The 16,123-nt window shown below is 61.0% G+C and carries 7 protein-coding genes, 2 tRNA genes and 4 rRNA genes; 8 read left to right on the plus strand and 5 right to left on the minus strand.

Annotated elements, in window-relative coordinates:
• Positions 1 to 2: 2 nt before the first annotated feature.
• Both I6I07_RS14930 and I6I07_RS14935 read right to left on the minus strand, forming a co-directional pair.
• The gene (locus I6I07_RS14930) at positions 3 to 2,429 is read right to left on the minus strand and encodes a DUF3772 domain-containing protein (RefSeq protein ID WP_198487232.1); all 2,427 of its coding nucleotides are present in this window, start codon (positions 2,427 to 2,429) and stop codon (positions 3 to 5) included.
• 208 nt (positions 2,430 to 2,637) lie between these two features.
• Positions 2,638 to 3,561 carry a LysR family transcriptional regulator gene (locus I6I07_RS14935; RefSeq protein WP_198487233.1) on the minus strand — a complete coding sequence of 308 codons (924 nt, stop codon included), beginning with the start codon at positions 3,559 to 3,561 and terminating at the stop codon, positions 2,638 to 2,640.
• Between the two features lie 242 nt (positions 3,562 to 3,803).
• Here I6I07_RS14935 and I6I07_RS14940 point away from each other — a divergent pair, with 242 nt between their 5' ends.
• Positions 3,804 to 5,321: an acetyl-CoA hydrolase/transferase family protein gene (locus tag I6I07_RS14940; RefSeq protein ID WP_198487234.1), complete on the plus strand. Its 1,518-nt coding sequence runs from the start codon at positions 3,804 to 3,806 to the stop codon at positions 5,319 to 5,321.
• 88 nt (positions 5,322 to 5,409) lie between these two features.
• Here the strand turns inward: I6I07_RS14940 and I6I07_RS14945 are convergent, their stop codons facing one another.
• The gene (locus I6I07_RS14945; RefSeq protein ID WP_198487537.1) at positions 5,410 to 6,357 is read right to left on the minus strand and encodes a LysR substrate-binding domain-containing protein; all 948 of its coding nucleotides are present in this window, start codon (positions 6,355 to 6,357) and stop codon (positions 5,410 to 5,412) included.
• Between the two features lie 184 nt (positions 6,358 to 6,541).
• On the opposite strand from I6I07_RS14945, the gene I6I07_RS31705 reads away from it, so the two are divergent.
• From I6I07_RS31705 to rrf (I6I07_RS14980), 7 genes are all read left to right on the plus strand, one after another.
• Positions 6,542 to 6,910, plus strand: a complete 369-nt coding sequence (locus I6I07_RS31705; RefSeq protein WP_232626090.1) for a hypothetical protein — start codon at positions 6,542 to 6,544, stop codon at positions 6,908 to 6,910.
• Between the two features lie 1,491 nt (positions 6,911 to 8,401).
• Positions 8,402 to 9,932, plus strand: a 16S ribosomal RNA gene (locus I6I07_RS14955).
• 132 nt (positions 9,933 to 10,064) lie between these two features.
• Positions 10,065 to 10,141 (plus strand) — tRNA-Ile (locus tag I6I07_RS14960).
• A 31-nt stretch (positions 10,142 to 10,172) separates the two neighbouring features.
• A tRNA-Ala gene (locus I6I07_RS14965) sits at positions 10,173 to 10,248 on the plus strand.
• A gap of 304 nt (positions 10,249 to 10,552) precedes the next feature.
• Positions 10,553 to 13,434: ribosomal RNA gene (locus I6I07_RS14970) — 23S ribosomal RNA — on the plus strand.
• A 202-nt stretch (positions 13,435 to 13,636) separates the two neighbouring features.
• Positions 13,637 to 13,749: ribosomal RNA gene (gene rrf, locus I6I07_RS14975) — 5S ribosomal RNA — on the plus strand.
• Between the two features lie 176 nt (positions 13,750 to 13,925).
• Positions 13,926 to 14,038 (plus strand): 5S ribosomal RNA (gene rrf / locus I6I07_RS14980).
• The 16S, 23S and 5S rRNA genes sit together here with 2 tRNA genes alongside, the layout of an rRNA operon.
• Before the next feature lie 213 nt (positions 14,039 to 14,251).
• On the opposite strand, the gene I6I07_RS14985 is transcribed toward rrf (I6I07_RS14980), so the two are convergent.
• Positions 14,252 to 15,016 carry an aldolase gene (locus I6I07_RS14985; protein WP_198487235.1) on the minus strand — a complete coding sequence of 255 codons (765 nt, stop codon included), beginning with the start codon at positions 15,014 to 15,016 and terminating at the stop codon, positions 14,252 to 14,254.
• A 162-nt stretch (positions 15,017 to 15,178) separates the two neighbouring features.
• On the minus strand, positions 15,179 to 15,892 hold the full coding sequence (locus I6I07_RS14990; RefSeq protein WP_198487236.1) for a haloacid dehalogenase type II: 714 nt from the start codon (positions 15,890 to 15,892) through the stop codon (positions 15,179 to 15,181).
• Positions 15,893 to 16,123: the final 231 nt, after the last annotated feature.

Here is a 16,123-nt window from a genome sequence, read left to right on the forward strand (position 1 = left end):
GCTCAGGGCGTGGCGGCGGGCGTGGCCGCGACGCCCGGCCCCTCGGCCGCGCCCGGCTGCTGCAAGGCCGCGGCCTGAGGCGCGGATGCCAGCAGCATCGTGGGCGGCGACGACACCTCCAGCCCGGCGTCGTGCAGCCGCTGCAGCAGCGTGAACAACAACGCGCTGCGCACGCCGTAGGCCGAGCGCGGCGACGAGACATAGCCCTTGGCGTTGAACACCAGGTTGCCGCCTTCGATGCCGTCCAGGAACACATTCGGCGCTGGCGTATCCAGCACGTCCTCATGGTCGGCGAAGGCCTGCAGGATCAGCTCGCGCACCCGTTGCGCATCGGTTGACAGCGGCAGCGGCAACTTGATCTGCACCAGCCCCAGCGGGTTGGACCGCGTGACGTTGCGCACCGTCTTGGTCACGAATTCCGAATTCGGCACGATCACGGTGGAGCGATCGCCCATCTGGATTTCCGTGGCGCGCACGTTGATGCGCAGAATGTCCCCTTCGACGCCGCCCAGCGACACCCAGTCGCCCACCTTGACCGGCCGCTCGGCCAGCAGGATCAGGCCCGAGACGAAGTTCTGCACCACCGCCTGCAGGCCGAAACCGATACCCACGGACAGCGCGCTGGCGATCCACGCCACCCGTTCCAGCCCGATGCCGGCGGCCGACAGCGACAGCGCCACCGCCAGCACGAAACCGGCATAGCCGAACAGCGTCGCGGCCGACAGCTGCATGCCCGGATCCAGTTCCGTCGTCGGCAGATAACGGTTCGACAGCCAGCGCTTGAGCATCTTCACGCCCAGCAGCGACAGGCCCAGCACCAGCAACGCCTGCAGTACCGCGCCCGGGCGGATCTGCGCCTCGCCGATGGCCAGGCCCTTGCGCAACTGGTCGAAGCGCTGCACCAGATCCATCGGCCCTTCGCCGAACGGCGCCAGCAGCAGGATCACGGCCAGCAGGCCCACCGCCACGCGGCCCACGCCGGACAGCAGCACGGCGGCCTGGTCGCGCAGGCTGGGTCCTTCGCTGTCTTCGCGGTGCGACGTGCCCAGCAAGGTGCTGAAGCCATCCTCGATCAGCACGGCCAGCAGATAGGCCGATGCCAGGATGATGACGACCCACAGCACCTGCTTGGTCAGGAAGCTGCCGAAGGCGACATAGCCCGCCAGCAGGCTGGCCAGGCTGATCACCAGCACCGTGCCGGTCGCGGTCAGCAGCAGCGAGGTCCAGAAGGGCGGGGGCGGGCCGTCTTCCCGCAGCGCCTTGCGCCGCAGCCGGCGGCCGATCGACAGCGCCACCGCCATCGTCACCATCACGAACACGGCCACGATGCCGGTCAGGGTGATGGTGGTGGTTAGGCTGGCGTTCAGCAGCACCGGCAGACGTTCGGCCAGCCAGATCATCACGACGATCACGCCCAGCACGCCGGGCAGCCAGCGCAGGCGGTGCGCGACCTTGTCGGAGATCGGCGGCAGACGCCATGACGGCCGGTTGGCCGACAGCAGCGCGTAGCCCAGGCCCGACACGTAGCCGCCGAAACAGACCGTGGCGACCAGATTGGCCAGCAGGGCGCTGGTGTTTTCCGACAGCTGGGAATTCCAGTCCAGGCCGATGTGGATCAGCAGGGCGATGACCCCGGGCGTGGCGACGGCCAGCGTCAACAGCGCCACCGCCAGGAACGAGCGGCGCAGGCGTCCGGGCGGCACGCGCGTGGCTGTGAGCCGCAGCAGCACCCGGCCGATCCAGACGCGCAGCGCGATCACCAGCGCCGCCGCCGCGGCCAGCAGCAGCCAGCCCCATTTCGGCGTCTGGCCGACCGCGGTGGCCAGATCGTCGCGCAGCGCCACCAGGCGTTCCAGGTCGCGGGGGAATTCCTCGCGGAACTCGGCCCAGAATTGGCTGGACAGGAACGAGTCGCGTCGTTCGCCCAGGCGCGCCTGGAATTGCGTGCGGCGCAGGCCCGAGATCTGTTCCGCCGTCTGCGCGGCATCGACCGACAGCAGCCGCGCCAGCTTGATCTGCGCGTCCAGCGCGCGGCTGTTCTTCTCCAGCTGCATGCGCTGTGCCGCCACGTCGGGCGCTTCCTTGACGCCCTCGGGCGGGGCGCCCAGCTCGCTCAGGCGCGCGGTCACGCTGGTCAGCTGCGGCGTGAGCGCATCGGCGGTGGCATCCGCCTTGGATTGGATGTCCAGGGCAATGCCGCGCTGCTTGAGCAGGTTGGCGTCGTCGGTCTCGTCCGGAACGCGCTTGCGGATGTCGTCGAGCTGCTTGCGGGCGCCGGCCAGCATGGCGTCGGTTTCGGCGGGCGAAGAGGGCGGGGCGGCGAAGGCCGGCGCCAGGCACAGCGCCAGCAGCAGGCCGGCCATCAGTGCGGCAAAAGAACGGCGGCGCGGCAGGGCGCGCAAGAGCGGGTGTTGGGGGTTCGGGATCATGAGTCTTGGGGCGATGGGATCGCGTCGAGGCGGCAGCATAACAAGCCGCGGCCCGGTCCGTTGCAACAAAAACTCAGCTATGTCCCCCGTTAGATTCCGGCCGTTGCCTGCCCCGATCCGCGGGCCTGCGAAACCAGAAAATGGGGGCGGATTTGAACCGGAATGCCGGTGGCGGTCGGCAGGCCGGCGGAGGCCTGCGGCGGCCGCTTCAGGACTGCGCCGCGCGCTTCTCGGCCCGGGCTCGCCGGGGTCCGCCCAGCACCGCGTCGCAGACCTCCAGCCAGGCGCGGGCGGCGTACGACAGGTAACCCGATTGCTGCCAGATGTGGCCGACCTCCCATTGCAGGCCGGACTTGGCCAGCTTGGCGGTGCTGAGTCCGCGCGTCTTCATCCGCTGCATCAGCGGTTCGGGCAGCAGCGCCACGCCCAGTCCGGCCGACGCCATCGCCACCAGGAAATCCCAGTGCGCGCTCTGCGCCGCGATGCCGGGTTGCAGCCCGGCATCGGCGAACGCCTGGCGCAGCCGCCGCGTCATGGCGAAGTCGTCCGTGGGAATCAGCAGGCGGGTGTCGCGCAGCGCGCTCAAGGGCAACGAGGTCTTGCCCGCCCAGGGCGCATCCGGCGGCCCGATCACCCAGATGGGATAGCTGCCGAAGGCCTGCGCCGCCAGGCTGCTGTCGGGCGCGATCGGCAGGATGGTGGCGCCGACCTCCAGTTCGCCGCCCGCCACCAGGTCCTCGACCGCGCGGCCGGTGCCCTCCCGCAGGGTCAGGTGGATGCCGGGGTGCAGTTCGCGAAAGCGCTTGACCACCGGCGTGAACAGCAGGTTGATCATGGGCGGGATGCCGACCTCCAGCGAACCGCGCTGCAGTTCCGCCGTCTGGCGCATTTCCTCGCCCAGCTGGCGCATGGTCTCCAGCACCTGCAGGCCGCGCTGGTACATCACGCGGCCGGTGTCGGTGGGGCGCGCCGTGTGGCCGTCGCGCACCAGCAGCGGCGTGCCGGCTTCCTCTTCCAGCTGGCGGATCATCTTGCTGACCGTGGACTGCGTCACGAACAGCGCCTTGGCCGCCTGCGTGAAGCTGGCATGCCGGACCGTCTCGACGAAATACCGCAGGGCGCGCACGTCCAAGGCTCATCTCCTGCGCAAGGCGCGGAACATTCAAATAATGAAAAAAACGACTGGATAGGATGATTTTAAGTCATTACGAGATTTGGCTGGTGCTTCCTATACTGCGAAAAATTCGTCCCGAAGCCGGCCTGCCAGGCCCTTCGGGCATCAGGAAACGCCGCGCTAGACGGCGCCTGGATGCGACGAGCGGCCGAACCGCCGCGTCCGGCCGCGAGCCGCCGGCTTTTGAATCTGGAGACACCATGCATACCGACCGTATCCGCCATCCCGGGCTACGCGCCAAGATCACGTCCGCTGAACAGGCGGCCCTGCTGGTGCAGGACGGCATGACCGTCGGCATGAGCGGCTTCACCCGCGCCGGCGACTGTAAGTCGGTGCCGGCCGCGCTGGCCGAACGGGCCGGGCGCGAACCGCTCGCCATCACCCTCATCACGGGCGCCTCGCTGGGCCACGACACCGACAAGATGCTGGCGCAGGCCAACGCGCTGGCGCGCCGCATGCCGTTCCAGGTCGACACCACCCTGCGTCGCAAGATCAACCAGGGCGAGATCGCCTTCATCGACCAGCACCTGTCCGAGACGGCCGAGCAACTGCGCGCCGGCCACATCGGCCCGGTCGACGTGGCCATCATCGAGGCCGCCGCCATCACCGAGAGCGGCGCCATCGTGCCGACCATGTCGGTGGGCAATTCGGCCTCGTTCGCGCAGCAGGCGCGCTGCGTCATCATCGAGCTGAACCTCGGCGTGCCGGCCGCGATCGAAGGCCTGCACGACATCTATGTGCCGGCCGGGCGCCCGAACCGCGAGCCCATGGGCCTGGTGTCGGCCGACCAGCGCATCGGCCAGCCGTTCATCGAGGTGGACCCCGACAAGATCGCCGCCATCGTCATCACGCACGAGCCGGACAGCCCCTCCAATGCCTTGCCGCCGGACGCCGAGACCAACGCCATCGCCGCGCACATCAACGCGTTCCTGCGCCGCGAAGTGGACGCCGGCCGCCTGACCAATTCGCTGCTGCCGCTGCAGGCCGGCATCGGCACCATCGCCAATGCCGTGCTGCACGGATTTGAATCGTCGGATTTCGACGGGCTGACGATGTATTCGGAAGTGCTGCAGGACAGCGCCATCGAGCTGCTCGACCAGGGCAAGCTGGCTTTCGCCTCGGCCTCCTCCATCACGGTATCCAAGCCGGTGTATGAGAAGATCCTCGCCAACATCGATCATTACCGCGAGCGCATCGTGCTGCGCCCGCAGGAAATCAGCAACGCGCCGGAGATCGTGCGCCGCCTGGGCATCATCGCCATCAATACCGCGCTGGAGTTCGACATCTACGGCAACGTCAACTCGACCCACGTCGGCGGCACGCATATGATGAACGGCATCGGCGGTTCCGGCGACTTCGCCCGTAATGCGCACCTGGCGATCTTCGTGTCGAAATCCATGGCCAAGAACGGCGACATCTCCAGCGTCGTGCCGATGGTGTCCCACGTGGATCACACCGAGCATGACGTCGACGTCCTCGTCACCGAATGCGGCCTGGCCGACCTGCGCGGCCTGGCGCCGCGCGAACGCGCCCGCGCCATCATCCAGCATTGTGTGCACCCGTCCTATCGCGAGGCCTTGCAGGACTATTTCGACCGGGCCTGCGAGCGCGGCGGCCAGACGCCCCATCTGCTGGAAGAGGCGTTCGCGTGGCACCAGCGCTTCAACGAGACCGACAGCATGCGGGCGGTGCCGCCCGCGACCCGCAAGGTCGCCTGATTGCGCCCTGGTTTGCGGCGCGCCGTATAAGGCCCGGGGCGACCCGGGACCGACGGCGGGGCACTCCTTCCGAGCCGTTCCCTTCGAGCTATTCCTTCCTGTCCCGTGCCGTTTTGGCCGCATCATGGCCAGCGGCGGTCACCAGGCTCTTGCTGGAGCGTTCCAGCTCGTCGCGCAGCCATTGCTTGAGCGCCACCAGCGGCTCCCAATCGCGCAGGCTGGGCCGGTAGACCAGGTGATAGGTCTGGGCCTGCTCATAGTGCACGGTCACCGGTGACACCTGCACCAGCCGCCCGGCACAGATCGCGTCCGCCGCCAGCAACTCGCGTCCCAGCGTGATGCCCAGGCCCTGCTCGGTGGCCTGCAGCATCATGCCGGCATCGTTGAAGGTGGCGACCGGCGTCACCGGCACGCTCAGCCCCGCCGCATTGAACCAGTGCTGCCACATGTCGCGGTCGCCCAGCAGGGGTTGGCGCGCGAGCGTCTCGGGCGTGTTGTCAGGCAAGGCCGCCGCCGTTTCCGGCGAGGCCAGCGCGATCAGGGGCAACGGCATGTCGAACAGCGGCTCGGACTCGACGCCCGGCCACGGACCGCGGCCGAATCGCAGCGCGGCGTGAAAGCCGTCGCGCAGCAGATCCACGACCTGCTGCGACGTCTCGATCTGCAGCGACAGGTCCGGGTGGCGCTTGTGCCAGCGCGTCATGCGCGGCAGCAGCCAGCGCTGCGCGAACGAGGGCAGCACCGACACGCGCAACTGCTGCGCGCTGCCGGTCGCGGCGGCCGAAGCCGCCATCAGGCCCTCGTCCAGCAACACCATTGCGCTCTGCACGCGGCACAACAGCGCCGCGCCGGCCGGGTTCAGCACGATGCCTCGCCCGCTGCGCTCGAACAAGGGAAAGCCCAACTGTTCTTCCAATCCCTTGATCTGCTGGCTGACCGCGCTGTGGGTCAGATGCAGGCGTTCGGCCGCGGCCCGCAGGTTCTGCAGTTCAGCGACGGCGCGGAAGGCGGGCAGGGTATTCAGGGGCAGGCGCATGGGAAAGGGGGGCGGGACGCCAGGCAGTTTCACGGGCACTCCGTAGGGGAGAGGCAGGCCGGCCCACGGAGGGAATGGTTCGATTGGTTAGCTTAACTGACCGTCCTGGGTAAAACAATTCGATTTTCAGCGGCAGTTTGGGCGGATACGCTTACCAAAACGGACTAAATCGAGGAGCCAAGCCATGTCCGCCCAAACCTGCATCCAGACCTCTCCCGCTTTCGGCGCCGCTTGCCCGTCGCCCACGCGGACTCACGCGCCCGAGATGACGCCGTCCGTGGCGCCGGCCATCTTGGCTTCCCAACCGATGACGCGCGACCCGGCAACCGCGGCATCCGGCGCCAACCGCGCGGCCCTGCCGTCGGGCGGTTTCATCGTTCGTCTCTGGCGCGCCTATCGCCAACGGCGTGCCGACAGGGTCCTGCGCAACCTGGCGGACGAGATGGATGTCCACATGCTGAAGGACGTGGGTGCGCCGGAATGGCTGGTGAACCAGGCCACGGTCGAGCAATCGCTCAAGCGGGTCACTCGCATCGACACCTTGCGCTGGTGACCGGGGCAGGATGGCCGGGGTGGCAGGTCGCGTGCCTTTCCACTCCTGCCGTGGCCGGCTGTCTTTCCAGATATCCCATTCCACCGCGTCTCTATATATAGGCAGTTAGCTGCTGGGTAGCTGCCGCGCTGACTGACCGTTGACGGGCACGCTGACAGGAAGGATGCCCCCGGGATGGGGGCACTGGAGGAGTAGCGCACAGCCTGGGAGTGGCACACAGCTGGGGGAGGGGCTCGCCATCGGGGGAGCGAGCTTCGCTCTCCCCCCCCCTATATATAGAGTCTGCTTCCGATGCTGGTATGGCAGCTCGATACACTCCCGCTATAAGCCTCTATATGGAGAGACTCTCTATATAGAGATCATCTACAGGGGAATGCATCGGGAGACGCCTGATCGGTGGCTCGCTGTCAGCGACTGACGTGACGTCTGATAGACGCAGCACGCAATGGGGGCTACAGATGGTGTTCGCCAACCTTGCAGAGGATGGCCCCAATGGGGCCGCTATCCAGCCGCCACCCGGGATCCCCGAGCCGCTGCGCAGGGGAAAACATCATCTTTCTGCAAAACGAGTGTCATCCTGGCGTGACAAGCCAAAATTCTGTGCTATAGTCTCGCTCCTTCGCAGTTCAAGCAGTTTTGTTGAGCAGCGAGGCTAGGCAAGTGCAACGGATTCGAACGCTACGGCGAACGGATCTGCCGCAGGGCAGCAAGGCGGTGGGTCAGCAATGATTCTCTCGAACCGGCAGTCAGCGAATTTTGCAAAAGGTGGTGCAAATCAGGCAGAAGCCAGTTGCATAACCTGCAAAAATTGTGCTATAGTCTTGGGCTTGGCTGGTGACGGCAAATCAGGGTTTACCCGGTAGGGTGGTCTGAAAGACGTTGCAAGCCGACTGGGCGGTAACCAACCTCTGGAGTGATCCGGAGCTGCTGTGAAAGTGAAGCGATTCACCGGCGCGGCGGGGTTGCAAGATAGGATGCAAATTAGGCAAAAGCCGGTTGCATAATCTGCAAAAGTTGTGTTATAGTTTCAGGCTTGGCAGTTACCGAAAACTTAGGGTTAACCCTGATATTTCGATAGCTGCTAAAGAGAAAGCCGGGCGCGAGCCTGGTGAGACCTGAAGAGGTCGTAGGCAAGAAAGCGAAGTGAATCAAACGACGCTGACTTGACAAACGATAAAAACTTCTTCATAATCTCGTTTCTCTGCTGCTGACACAGCGATCGACGCGAAAGCGAAATCGCCGAAGAAAGCAGAAGATGCAGTAAGTAGTACAGAATTTAGCAGTACCGCTCTTTAACAATTAAACAACCGATAAGTGTGGGCGCTTGATGCGAGTGCATAGTGACTTCGGTCACAAGCACAATGAAATCAAGTGCTCACTAGAAGTGAAGTACCTTAGACGTCAAGTTTAAGAACATACCTCACTTCCTTTGAGTAGCGACGTATGACTCGGTTCTTCGGAACTAAGAAATACGAAACAAATACAGAGATTAAACTGAAGAGTTTGATCCTGGCTCAGATTGAACGCTAGCGGGATGCCTTACACATGCAAGTCGAACGGCAGCACGGACTTCGGTCTGGTGGCGAGTGGCGAACGGGTGAGTAATGTATCGGAACGTGCCTAGTAGCGGGGGATAACTACGCGAAAGCGTAGCTAATACCGCATACGCCCTACGGGGGAAAGCAGGGGATCGCAAGACCTTGCACTATTAGAGCGGCCGATATCGGATTAGCTAGTTGGTGGGGTAACGGCTCACCAAGGCGACGATCCGTAGCTGGTTTGAGAGGACGACCAGCCACACTGGGACTGAGACACGGCCCAGACTCCTACGGGAGGCAGCAGTGGGGAATTTTGGACAATGGGGGAAACCCTGATCCAGCCATCCCGCGTGTGCGATGAAGGCCTTCGGGTTGTAAAGCACTTTTGGCAGGAAAGAAACGTCATGGGTTAATACCCCGTGAAACTGACGGTACCTGCAGAATAAGCACCGGCTAACTACGTGCCAGCAGCCGCGGTAATACGTAGGGTGCAAGCGTTAATCGGAATTACTGGGCGTAAAGCGTGCGCAGGCGGTTCGGAAAGAAAGATGTGAAATCCCAGAGCTTAACTTTGGAACTGCATTTTTAACTACCGAGCTAGAGTGTGTCAGAGGGAGGTGGAATTCCGCGTGTAGCAGTGAAATGCGTAGATATGCGGAGGAACACCGATGGCGAAGGCAGCCTCCTGGGATAACACTGACGCTCATGCACGAAAGCGTGGGGAGCAAACAGGATTAGATACCCTGGTAGTCCACGCCCTAAACGATGTCAACTAGCTGTTGGGGCCTTCGGGCCTTGGTAGCGCAGCTAACGCGTGAAGTTGACCGCCTGGGGAGTACGGTCGCAAGATTAAAACTCAAAGGAATTGACGGGGACCCGCACAAGCGGTGGATGATGTGGATTAATTCGATGCAACGCGAAAAACCTTACCTACCCTTGACATGTCTGGAATGCCGAAGAGATTTGGTAGTGCTCGCAAGAGAACCGGAACACAGGTGCTGCATGGCTGTCGTCAGCTCGTGTCGTGAGATGTTGGGTTAAGTCCCGCAACGAGCGCAACCCTTGTCATTAGTTGCTACGAAAGGGCACTCTAATGAGACTGCCGGTGACAAACCGGAGGAAGGTGGGGATGACGTCAAGTCCTCATGGCCCTTATGGGTAGGGCTTCACACGTCATACAATGGTCGGGACAGAGGGTCGCCAACCCGCGAGGGGGAGCCAATCCCAGAAACCCGATCGTAGTCCGGATCGCAGTCTGCAACTCGACTGCGTGAAGTCGGAATCGCTAGTAATCGCGGATCAGCATGTCGCGGTGAATACGTTCCCGGGTCTTGTACACACCGCCCGTCACACCATGGGAGTGGGTTTTACCAGAAGTAGTTAGCCTAACCGCAAGGGGGGCGATTACCACGGTAGGATTCATGACTGGGGTGAAGTCGTAACAAGGTAGCCGTATCGGAAGGTGCGGCTGGATCACCTCCTTTCAGAGCTTAGTGCTCGTGTTAAGCGTCCACTCTTATCGGTTGTTTGATATATAGCTGGGATCGGTTGTGGGCTTGGGTAGAGGGATTCCTCCCTGTGTCCATGACTCCTGACTACTGATCCGAGAAGGTTTTGGGTCTGTAGCTCAGTCGGTTAGAGCACCGTCTTGATAAGGCGGGGGTCGTTGGTTCGAATCCAACCAGACCCACCAAGTATTCGCAGGTAGTTGATACCGTGAATATGGGGGTGTAGCTCAGCTGGGAGAGCGCCTGCTTTGCAAGCAGGATGTCATCGGTTCGATCCCGTTCACCTCCACCAAGACTTTAAGATCACCTGGTGGTGATGTAGAGGCTAACTCATAGCGTCGTGTAGATAATTTCTGCCCGGTCTTATGAGTTAGGTTTTACCTGACAGCTATATTCGTTCTTTAACAATCTGGAAGAAGCACAACGAAATGTACTTATCAAGTACTCGGCGCAAGCTGATGAAGATAAGTACGGGTTGTGATTGCATTAATTTTGTTCCAAGTTCTCAAGACTGGGGTGAATAACCTCAGACTGCTTTGAAACTTATGAACGGCACAAACGCTAATACTCAGGTCCTATAGCCTACAGCGTTATAGGATCAAGCGACTAAGTGCATATGGTGGATGCCTTGGCGATCACAGGCGATGAAGGACGTAGTAGCCTGCGAAAAGCTGCGGGGAGCTGGCAAACAAGCTTTGATCCGCAGATATCCGAATGGGGAAACCCACTCCGCAAGGAGTATCCCTGACTGAATACATAGGTCAGTGGAAGCGAACCGGGTGAACTGAAACATCTCAGTAGCTCGAGGAAAAGAAATCAACCGAGATTCCGAAAGTAGTGGCGAGCGAAATCGGAAGAGCCTTTACGTTTTAGCATGCAAGATAGTCGAACGGAATGGAAAGTCCGGCCGTAGCAGGTGATAGCCCTGTAGACGAAATTTTGTGTGTGGAACTAAGCGTAAGAAAAGTAGGGCGGGACACGTGAAATCCTGTTTGAAGATGGGGGGACCATCCTCCAAGGCTAAATACTCGTGATCGACCGATAGTGAACCAGTACCGTGAGGGAAAGGCGAAAAGAACCCCGGAAGGGGAGTGAAATAGATCCTGAAACCGTATGCATACAAACAGTAGGAGCCTCCTTGTGGGGTGACTGCGTACCTTTTGTATAATGGGTCAGCGACTTACATTCAGTGGCAAGGTTAACCGAATAGGGAAGCCGTAGCGAAAGCGAGTCCGAATAGGGCGATTCAGTCGCTGGGTGTAGACCCGAAACCAGATGATCTATCCATGGCCAGGTTGAAGGCACGGTAACACGTGCTGGAGGACCGAACCCACTAATGTTGAAAAATTAGGGGATGAGCTGTGGATAGGGGTGAAAGGCTAAACAAATCTGGAAATAGCTGGTTCTCTCCGAAAACTATTTAGGTAGTGCCTCAAGTATTACTGCGGGGGGTAGAGCACTGTTATAGCTAGGGGGTCATGGCGACTTACCAAACTATGGCAAACTCCGAATACCCGCAAGTACAGCTTGGGAGACAGAGCACCGGGTGCTAACGTCCGGACTCAAGAGGGAAACAACCCAGACCGCCAGCTAAGGTCCCGAATTATCGCTAAGTGGGAAACGAAGTGGGAAGGCATAGACAGTCAGGAGGTTGGCTTAGAAGCAGCCATCCTTTAAAGAAAGCGTAATAGCTCACTGATCGAGTCGTCCTGCGCGGAAGATGTAACGGGGCTAAGCGATAAACCGAAGCTGCGGGTGTGCACTTTTAGTGCACGCGGTAGGAGAGCGTTCTGTAAGCCTGCGAAGGTGGCTTGTAAAGGCTGCTGGAGGTATCAGAAGTGCGAATGCTGACATGAGTAGCGATAAAGGGGGTGAAAAGCCCCCTCGCCGTAAGTCCAAGGTTTCCTGCGCAACGTTCATCGGCGCAGGGTGAGTCGGCCCCTAAGGCGAGGCAGAGATGCGTAGCTGATGGGAAACTGGTTAATATTCCAGTACCGTCGTACAGTGCGATGGGGGACGGATCGCGGAAGATCATCAGGGTGTTGGATGTCCCTGTTGCTGTATCGAAGATGGCGCTTAGGCAAATCCGGGCGCGTAAATCAAGGGTATGGCACGAGCGAGCATTGCTTGCGAAGTGATTGGAAGTGGTTCCAAGAAAAGCCTCTAAGCTTCAGCTGTACGAGACCGTACCGCAAACCGACACAGGTGGACGGGATGAATATTCCAAGGCGCTTGAGAGAACTCAGGAGAAGGAACTCGGCAAATTGATACCGTAACTTCGGGAGAAGGTATACCCCGGTAGTGTGAAGCGCCTGCGCGCTTAGCATGATGGGGTCGCAGAGAATCGGTGGCTGCGACTGTTTATTAAAAACACAGCACTCTGCAAAGACGAAAGTCGACGTATAGGGTGTGACGCCTGCCCGGTGCCGGAAGGTTAAGTGATGGGGTGCAAGCTCTTGATCGAAGCCCCGGTAAACGGCGGCCGTAACTATAACGGTCCTAAGGTAGCGAAATTCCTTGTCGGGTAAGTTCCGACCTGCACGAATGGCGTAACGATGGCCACACTGTCTCCTCCTGAGACTCAGCGAAGTTGAAGTGTTTGTGATGATGCAATCTACCCGCGGCTAGACGGAAAGACCCCATGAACCTTTACTGTAGCTTTGCATTGGACTGTGAACCGGCCTGTGTAGGATAGGTGGGAGGCTTTGAAGCGTGGTCGCTAGATCACGTGGAGCCATCCTTGAAATACCACCCTGGTTTGTTTGCGGTTCTAACCTTGGTCCGTTATCCGGATCGGGGACAGTGCATGGTGGGCAGTTTGACTGGGGCGGTCTCCTCCCAAAGTGTAACGGAGGAGTTCGAAGGTACGCTAGGTACGGTCGGAAATCGTGCTGATAGTGCAATGGCATAAGCGTGCTTGACTGTGAGACTGACAAGTCGAACAGGTGCGAAAGCAGGACATAGTGATCCGGTGGTTCTGAATGGAAGGGCCATCGCTCAACGGATAAAAGGTACTCTGGGGATAACAGGCTGATACCGCCCAAGAGTTCATATCGACGGCGGTGTTTGGCACCTCGATGTCGGCTCATCTCATCCTGGGGCTGTAGCCGGTCCCAAGGGTATGGCTGTTCGCCATTTAAAGAGGTACGTGAGCTGGGTTTAAAACGTCGTGAGACAGTTTGGTCCCTATCTGCCGTGGGCGTTGGATACTTGACGGAGCCTGCTCCTAGTACGAGAGGACCGGAGTGGACGTACCTCTGGTGTACCGGTTGTCATGCCAATGGCATTGCCGGGTAGCTAAGTACGGAAGAGATAACCGCTGAAGGCATCTAAGCGGGAAACTCGTCTGAAGATTAGGTATCCCGGGGACTTGATCCCCCTAAAGAGTCGTTCGAGACCAGGACGTTGATAGGTCGGGTGTGGAAGCGCAGTAATGCGTTAAGCTAACCGATACTAATTGCTCGTGAGGCTTGATCCTATAACACTGATGGTTATGACCTGGTGATGTAGCGTTCCAAGTGTCGTTCAATACAAAATCTGGCTGCCCCGTCAGCAGCCAGCCAACACCAATTACACCCACTGTGCGGGATCATCGAGCTAGCCTCTGATCCCCCACACGTTGCGCTTCTTCCAAGATTGGAGCGGTTGTCCCACAAAGGACAATCTCTCAACCAGTTACGCCTGACGACCATAGCAAGGTGGTACCACTCCTTCCCATCCCGAACAGGACAGTGAAACGCCTTTGCGCCGATGATAGTGGACGGACGTCTGTGAAAGTAGGTCATCGTCAGGCTTTTATTCCGCAAAACCCCATAGGCTCCGCCTGTGGGGTTTTGTCTTTTGTGAAAAGCCCGTTTATGCGCGCGGCAGGATTATTGAGCCAGGCTCTGATCGTCGCGCACGAAGCTGGCCATGCAGTACCCAGGATTGGAGCGTTCGCCATCGAGGCAGGATGCTCGGCAGGTCAAGCCTGATACCCATAGCAAGGTGGTACCACTCCTTCCCATCCCGAACAGGACAGTGAAACGCCTTCGCGCCGATGATAGTGGACGGACGTCTGTGAAAGTAGGTCAGTATCAGGCAGTTATTCCAAAAGAAAACCCCGCAGGCTGACGCCTGCGGGGTTTTTGCTTTGTGGCCAGGATTAAGTGGCCTGGCCGCTCTTCATGCAGGAGCGCCGCCTGTTTCCTCTTTCCGAGCTGGCGGCGCCTTGGTGCGACGCGTTGATGCCGATCTTGGCAGTGACGTCATCACCGCCGCAGCATCATGCGCCTGGCGGGTGGCTCCTGCGGACATCAACTGGCCTGGCGCTGTGCGGCATCCGGCAGCTGGCGTCGTAGCGCGGCGAAGAACAATTCCGACTGCAGGCGTTCGCTCTGGATCTGCTCCGCGACCTTGGCGGCGATTTGTGGATCCGCCGGCGCCATGGGCCGGCCAGTGGATTGCGCCAGCACCTGGGCGGTACAGGCGCGCTCGAGGAAGAACAGGTCATCGTAGGCATAGTCCAGGCGTTCGCCGCAGACCACCACGCCGTGATTACCGAGGAACGCGATATCGGCGCCTTGCATGGCGTGGGCGATGCGTTCGCCTTCGCTGGCATCCAGGGCCAGGCCGTTGTATTCGCCATCGACGGCGATGCGGCCGTGAAAGCGCATGGCATTCTGGGACAGCGTGGTGTCCAGCGTCCGATCGATCGTCAGCGTCAGGGCCGTGGCGTACGGCATGTGGGTGTGCAGCACACAGGCCTTGCCGGCGATACGGTGGATCGCGGCGTGGATGAACATGGCGGTGGGCTCGACTTCGTGGCGTCCCGCGAGTTTCCGGCCCTGGGCGTCGACCAGCACGATATCGTCGGCCTGGACCTCGTTCCACATCAGGCCGCGAGGATTCAGCAGGAAATGATCGGTGTCGCCGGGCAGCGCCACGCTGAAGTGGTTGCAGACGCCTTCGCCGAGTCCGTGCGCGGCGGCCGCGCGCAGGGCCAGCGCCAGGTCGGCGCGCAGGGCCGCGACGCGCTCGGCATGAAAGAGCGCATCGGCGAAGTGGGGGTCTTTGTTCATGGGCAGCCCGAAGTCAGAGTCGAAAGTGATGGGAGGGTGGAGGAATGCCGAAATGCCGAAATCCTGATGCCCATTGCCTTGCCTTGAGCACGCGGGCCGGGATCTTGTCGGGCAAGGCCGGCAGCGGCTTGCGCTGCCGGCCCGCGGATTCGGATCCAGATTTCAGATCCAGCCGGCCTGTTGGAACAGGCCGGGGACTTTATCCAGACTCGATACAGTAGCGTCGGGGCGATAGTCCGGCAAGGGCTGGCGGCCGGTGCCGCGGTCGATCCAGACACAGCGGAAGCCGATATCGCGCGCGGCGGCGTGGTCCAGGTGCGGACTGGCGCAGATGTGCACGACCTCATCAGGCGTGACACCCAGGCTTTCGTGGGCGTGGGCGAAGATGCGCCGCGACGGCTTGTAGGCGCCCGCCTGCTCGGCCGTGATGACGCGGTCGATGTGGCCGCCCAGTTGCGCCACGTTGCCGGCGATGATGGCGTCATCGGTGTTGGAGATGATGCACAGGCGGAATCCGGCGCGTTTCAGCGCGGCCAGGGTGTCGACCACCTCGGGAAATGGCGGCATGGCCGAGATGCTGCCTGTCAGCAGCTCGGCGTCCTGCGGCCGGTAGGCCAGGCCGAGGTCGCCCATGGTGAGCCGCAGCGATTCGCGGGTGACGTCGACGAAGCGCATATGGGGCGGGGTGCGCTCCAGGCGGTGTTCGTGTTCGTCGTAGACGTGCAGGAATTGCGCCGGCGTCGGCGTGTGCTGGCGCGTTTCGCCCGCGGCCAGGATTCGCGCGACCGCGGCCTGCAGGCCTTCATCCCATTGGATCAGGGTGCCGTAGCAGTCGAACGTGAGCCATTGCGGGCGGGGGAGATGGTCCAGGGGCATGGGAATTCCTTTTTGGCGCCGTTGGAGATGGAACCAGCTTAGGATTTGGCCTGGTGAGTTGTAAAATTAATAATTGGACTCACGTCAGTGGAATAATAAATATCGCTGAGGCGTGGCTCCTGACCTGTGTGGCACGGGATCGATTCGGACACGGGCAACCTTGCTTCCATTTGCCTGGCACAACGTCAGGCGTCGCATGGGATGCCATCGGACACGCCACAAGAACACACC

It is taken from the genome of Achromobacter deleyi (genome assembly GCF_016127315.1).
GTDB lineage: Bacteria > Pseudomonadota > Gammaproteobacteria > Burkholderiales > Burkholderiaceae_B > Achromobacter > Achromobacter insuavis_A.

Coding starts and splice junctions, on each gene's coding strand:
- I6I07_RS31705 (WP_232626090.1), top strand. CDS start 6,542: ATGTCCGCCCAAACCTGCATCCAGACCTCTCCCGCTTTCGGCGCCGCT.
- I6I07_RS14990 (WP_198487236.1), bottom strand. CDS start 15,892: ATGCCCCTGGACCATCTCCCCCGCCCGCAATGGCTCACGTTCGACTGC.
- I6I07_RS14945 (WP_198487537.1), bottom strand. CDS start 6,357: ATGCGCCTGCCCCTGAATACCCTGCCCGCCTTCCGCGCCGTCGCTGAA.
- I6I07_RS14985 (WP_198487235.1), bottom strand. CDS start 15,016: ATGAACAAAGACCCCCACTTCGCCGATGCGCTCTTTCATGCCGAGCGC.
- I6I07_RS14940 (WP_198487234.1), top strand. CDS start 3,804: ATGCATACCGACCGTATCCGCCATCCCGGGCTACGCGCCAAGATCACG.
- I6I07_RS14930 (WP_198487232.1), bottom strand. CDS start 2,429: ATGATCCCGAACCCCCAACACCCGCTCTTGCGCGCCCTGCCGCGCCGC.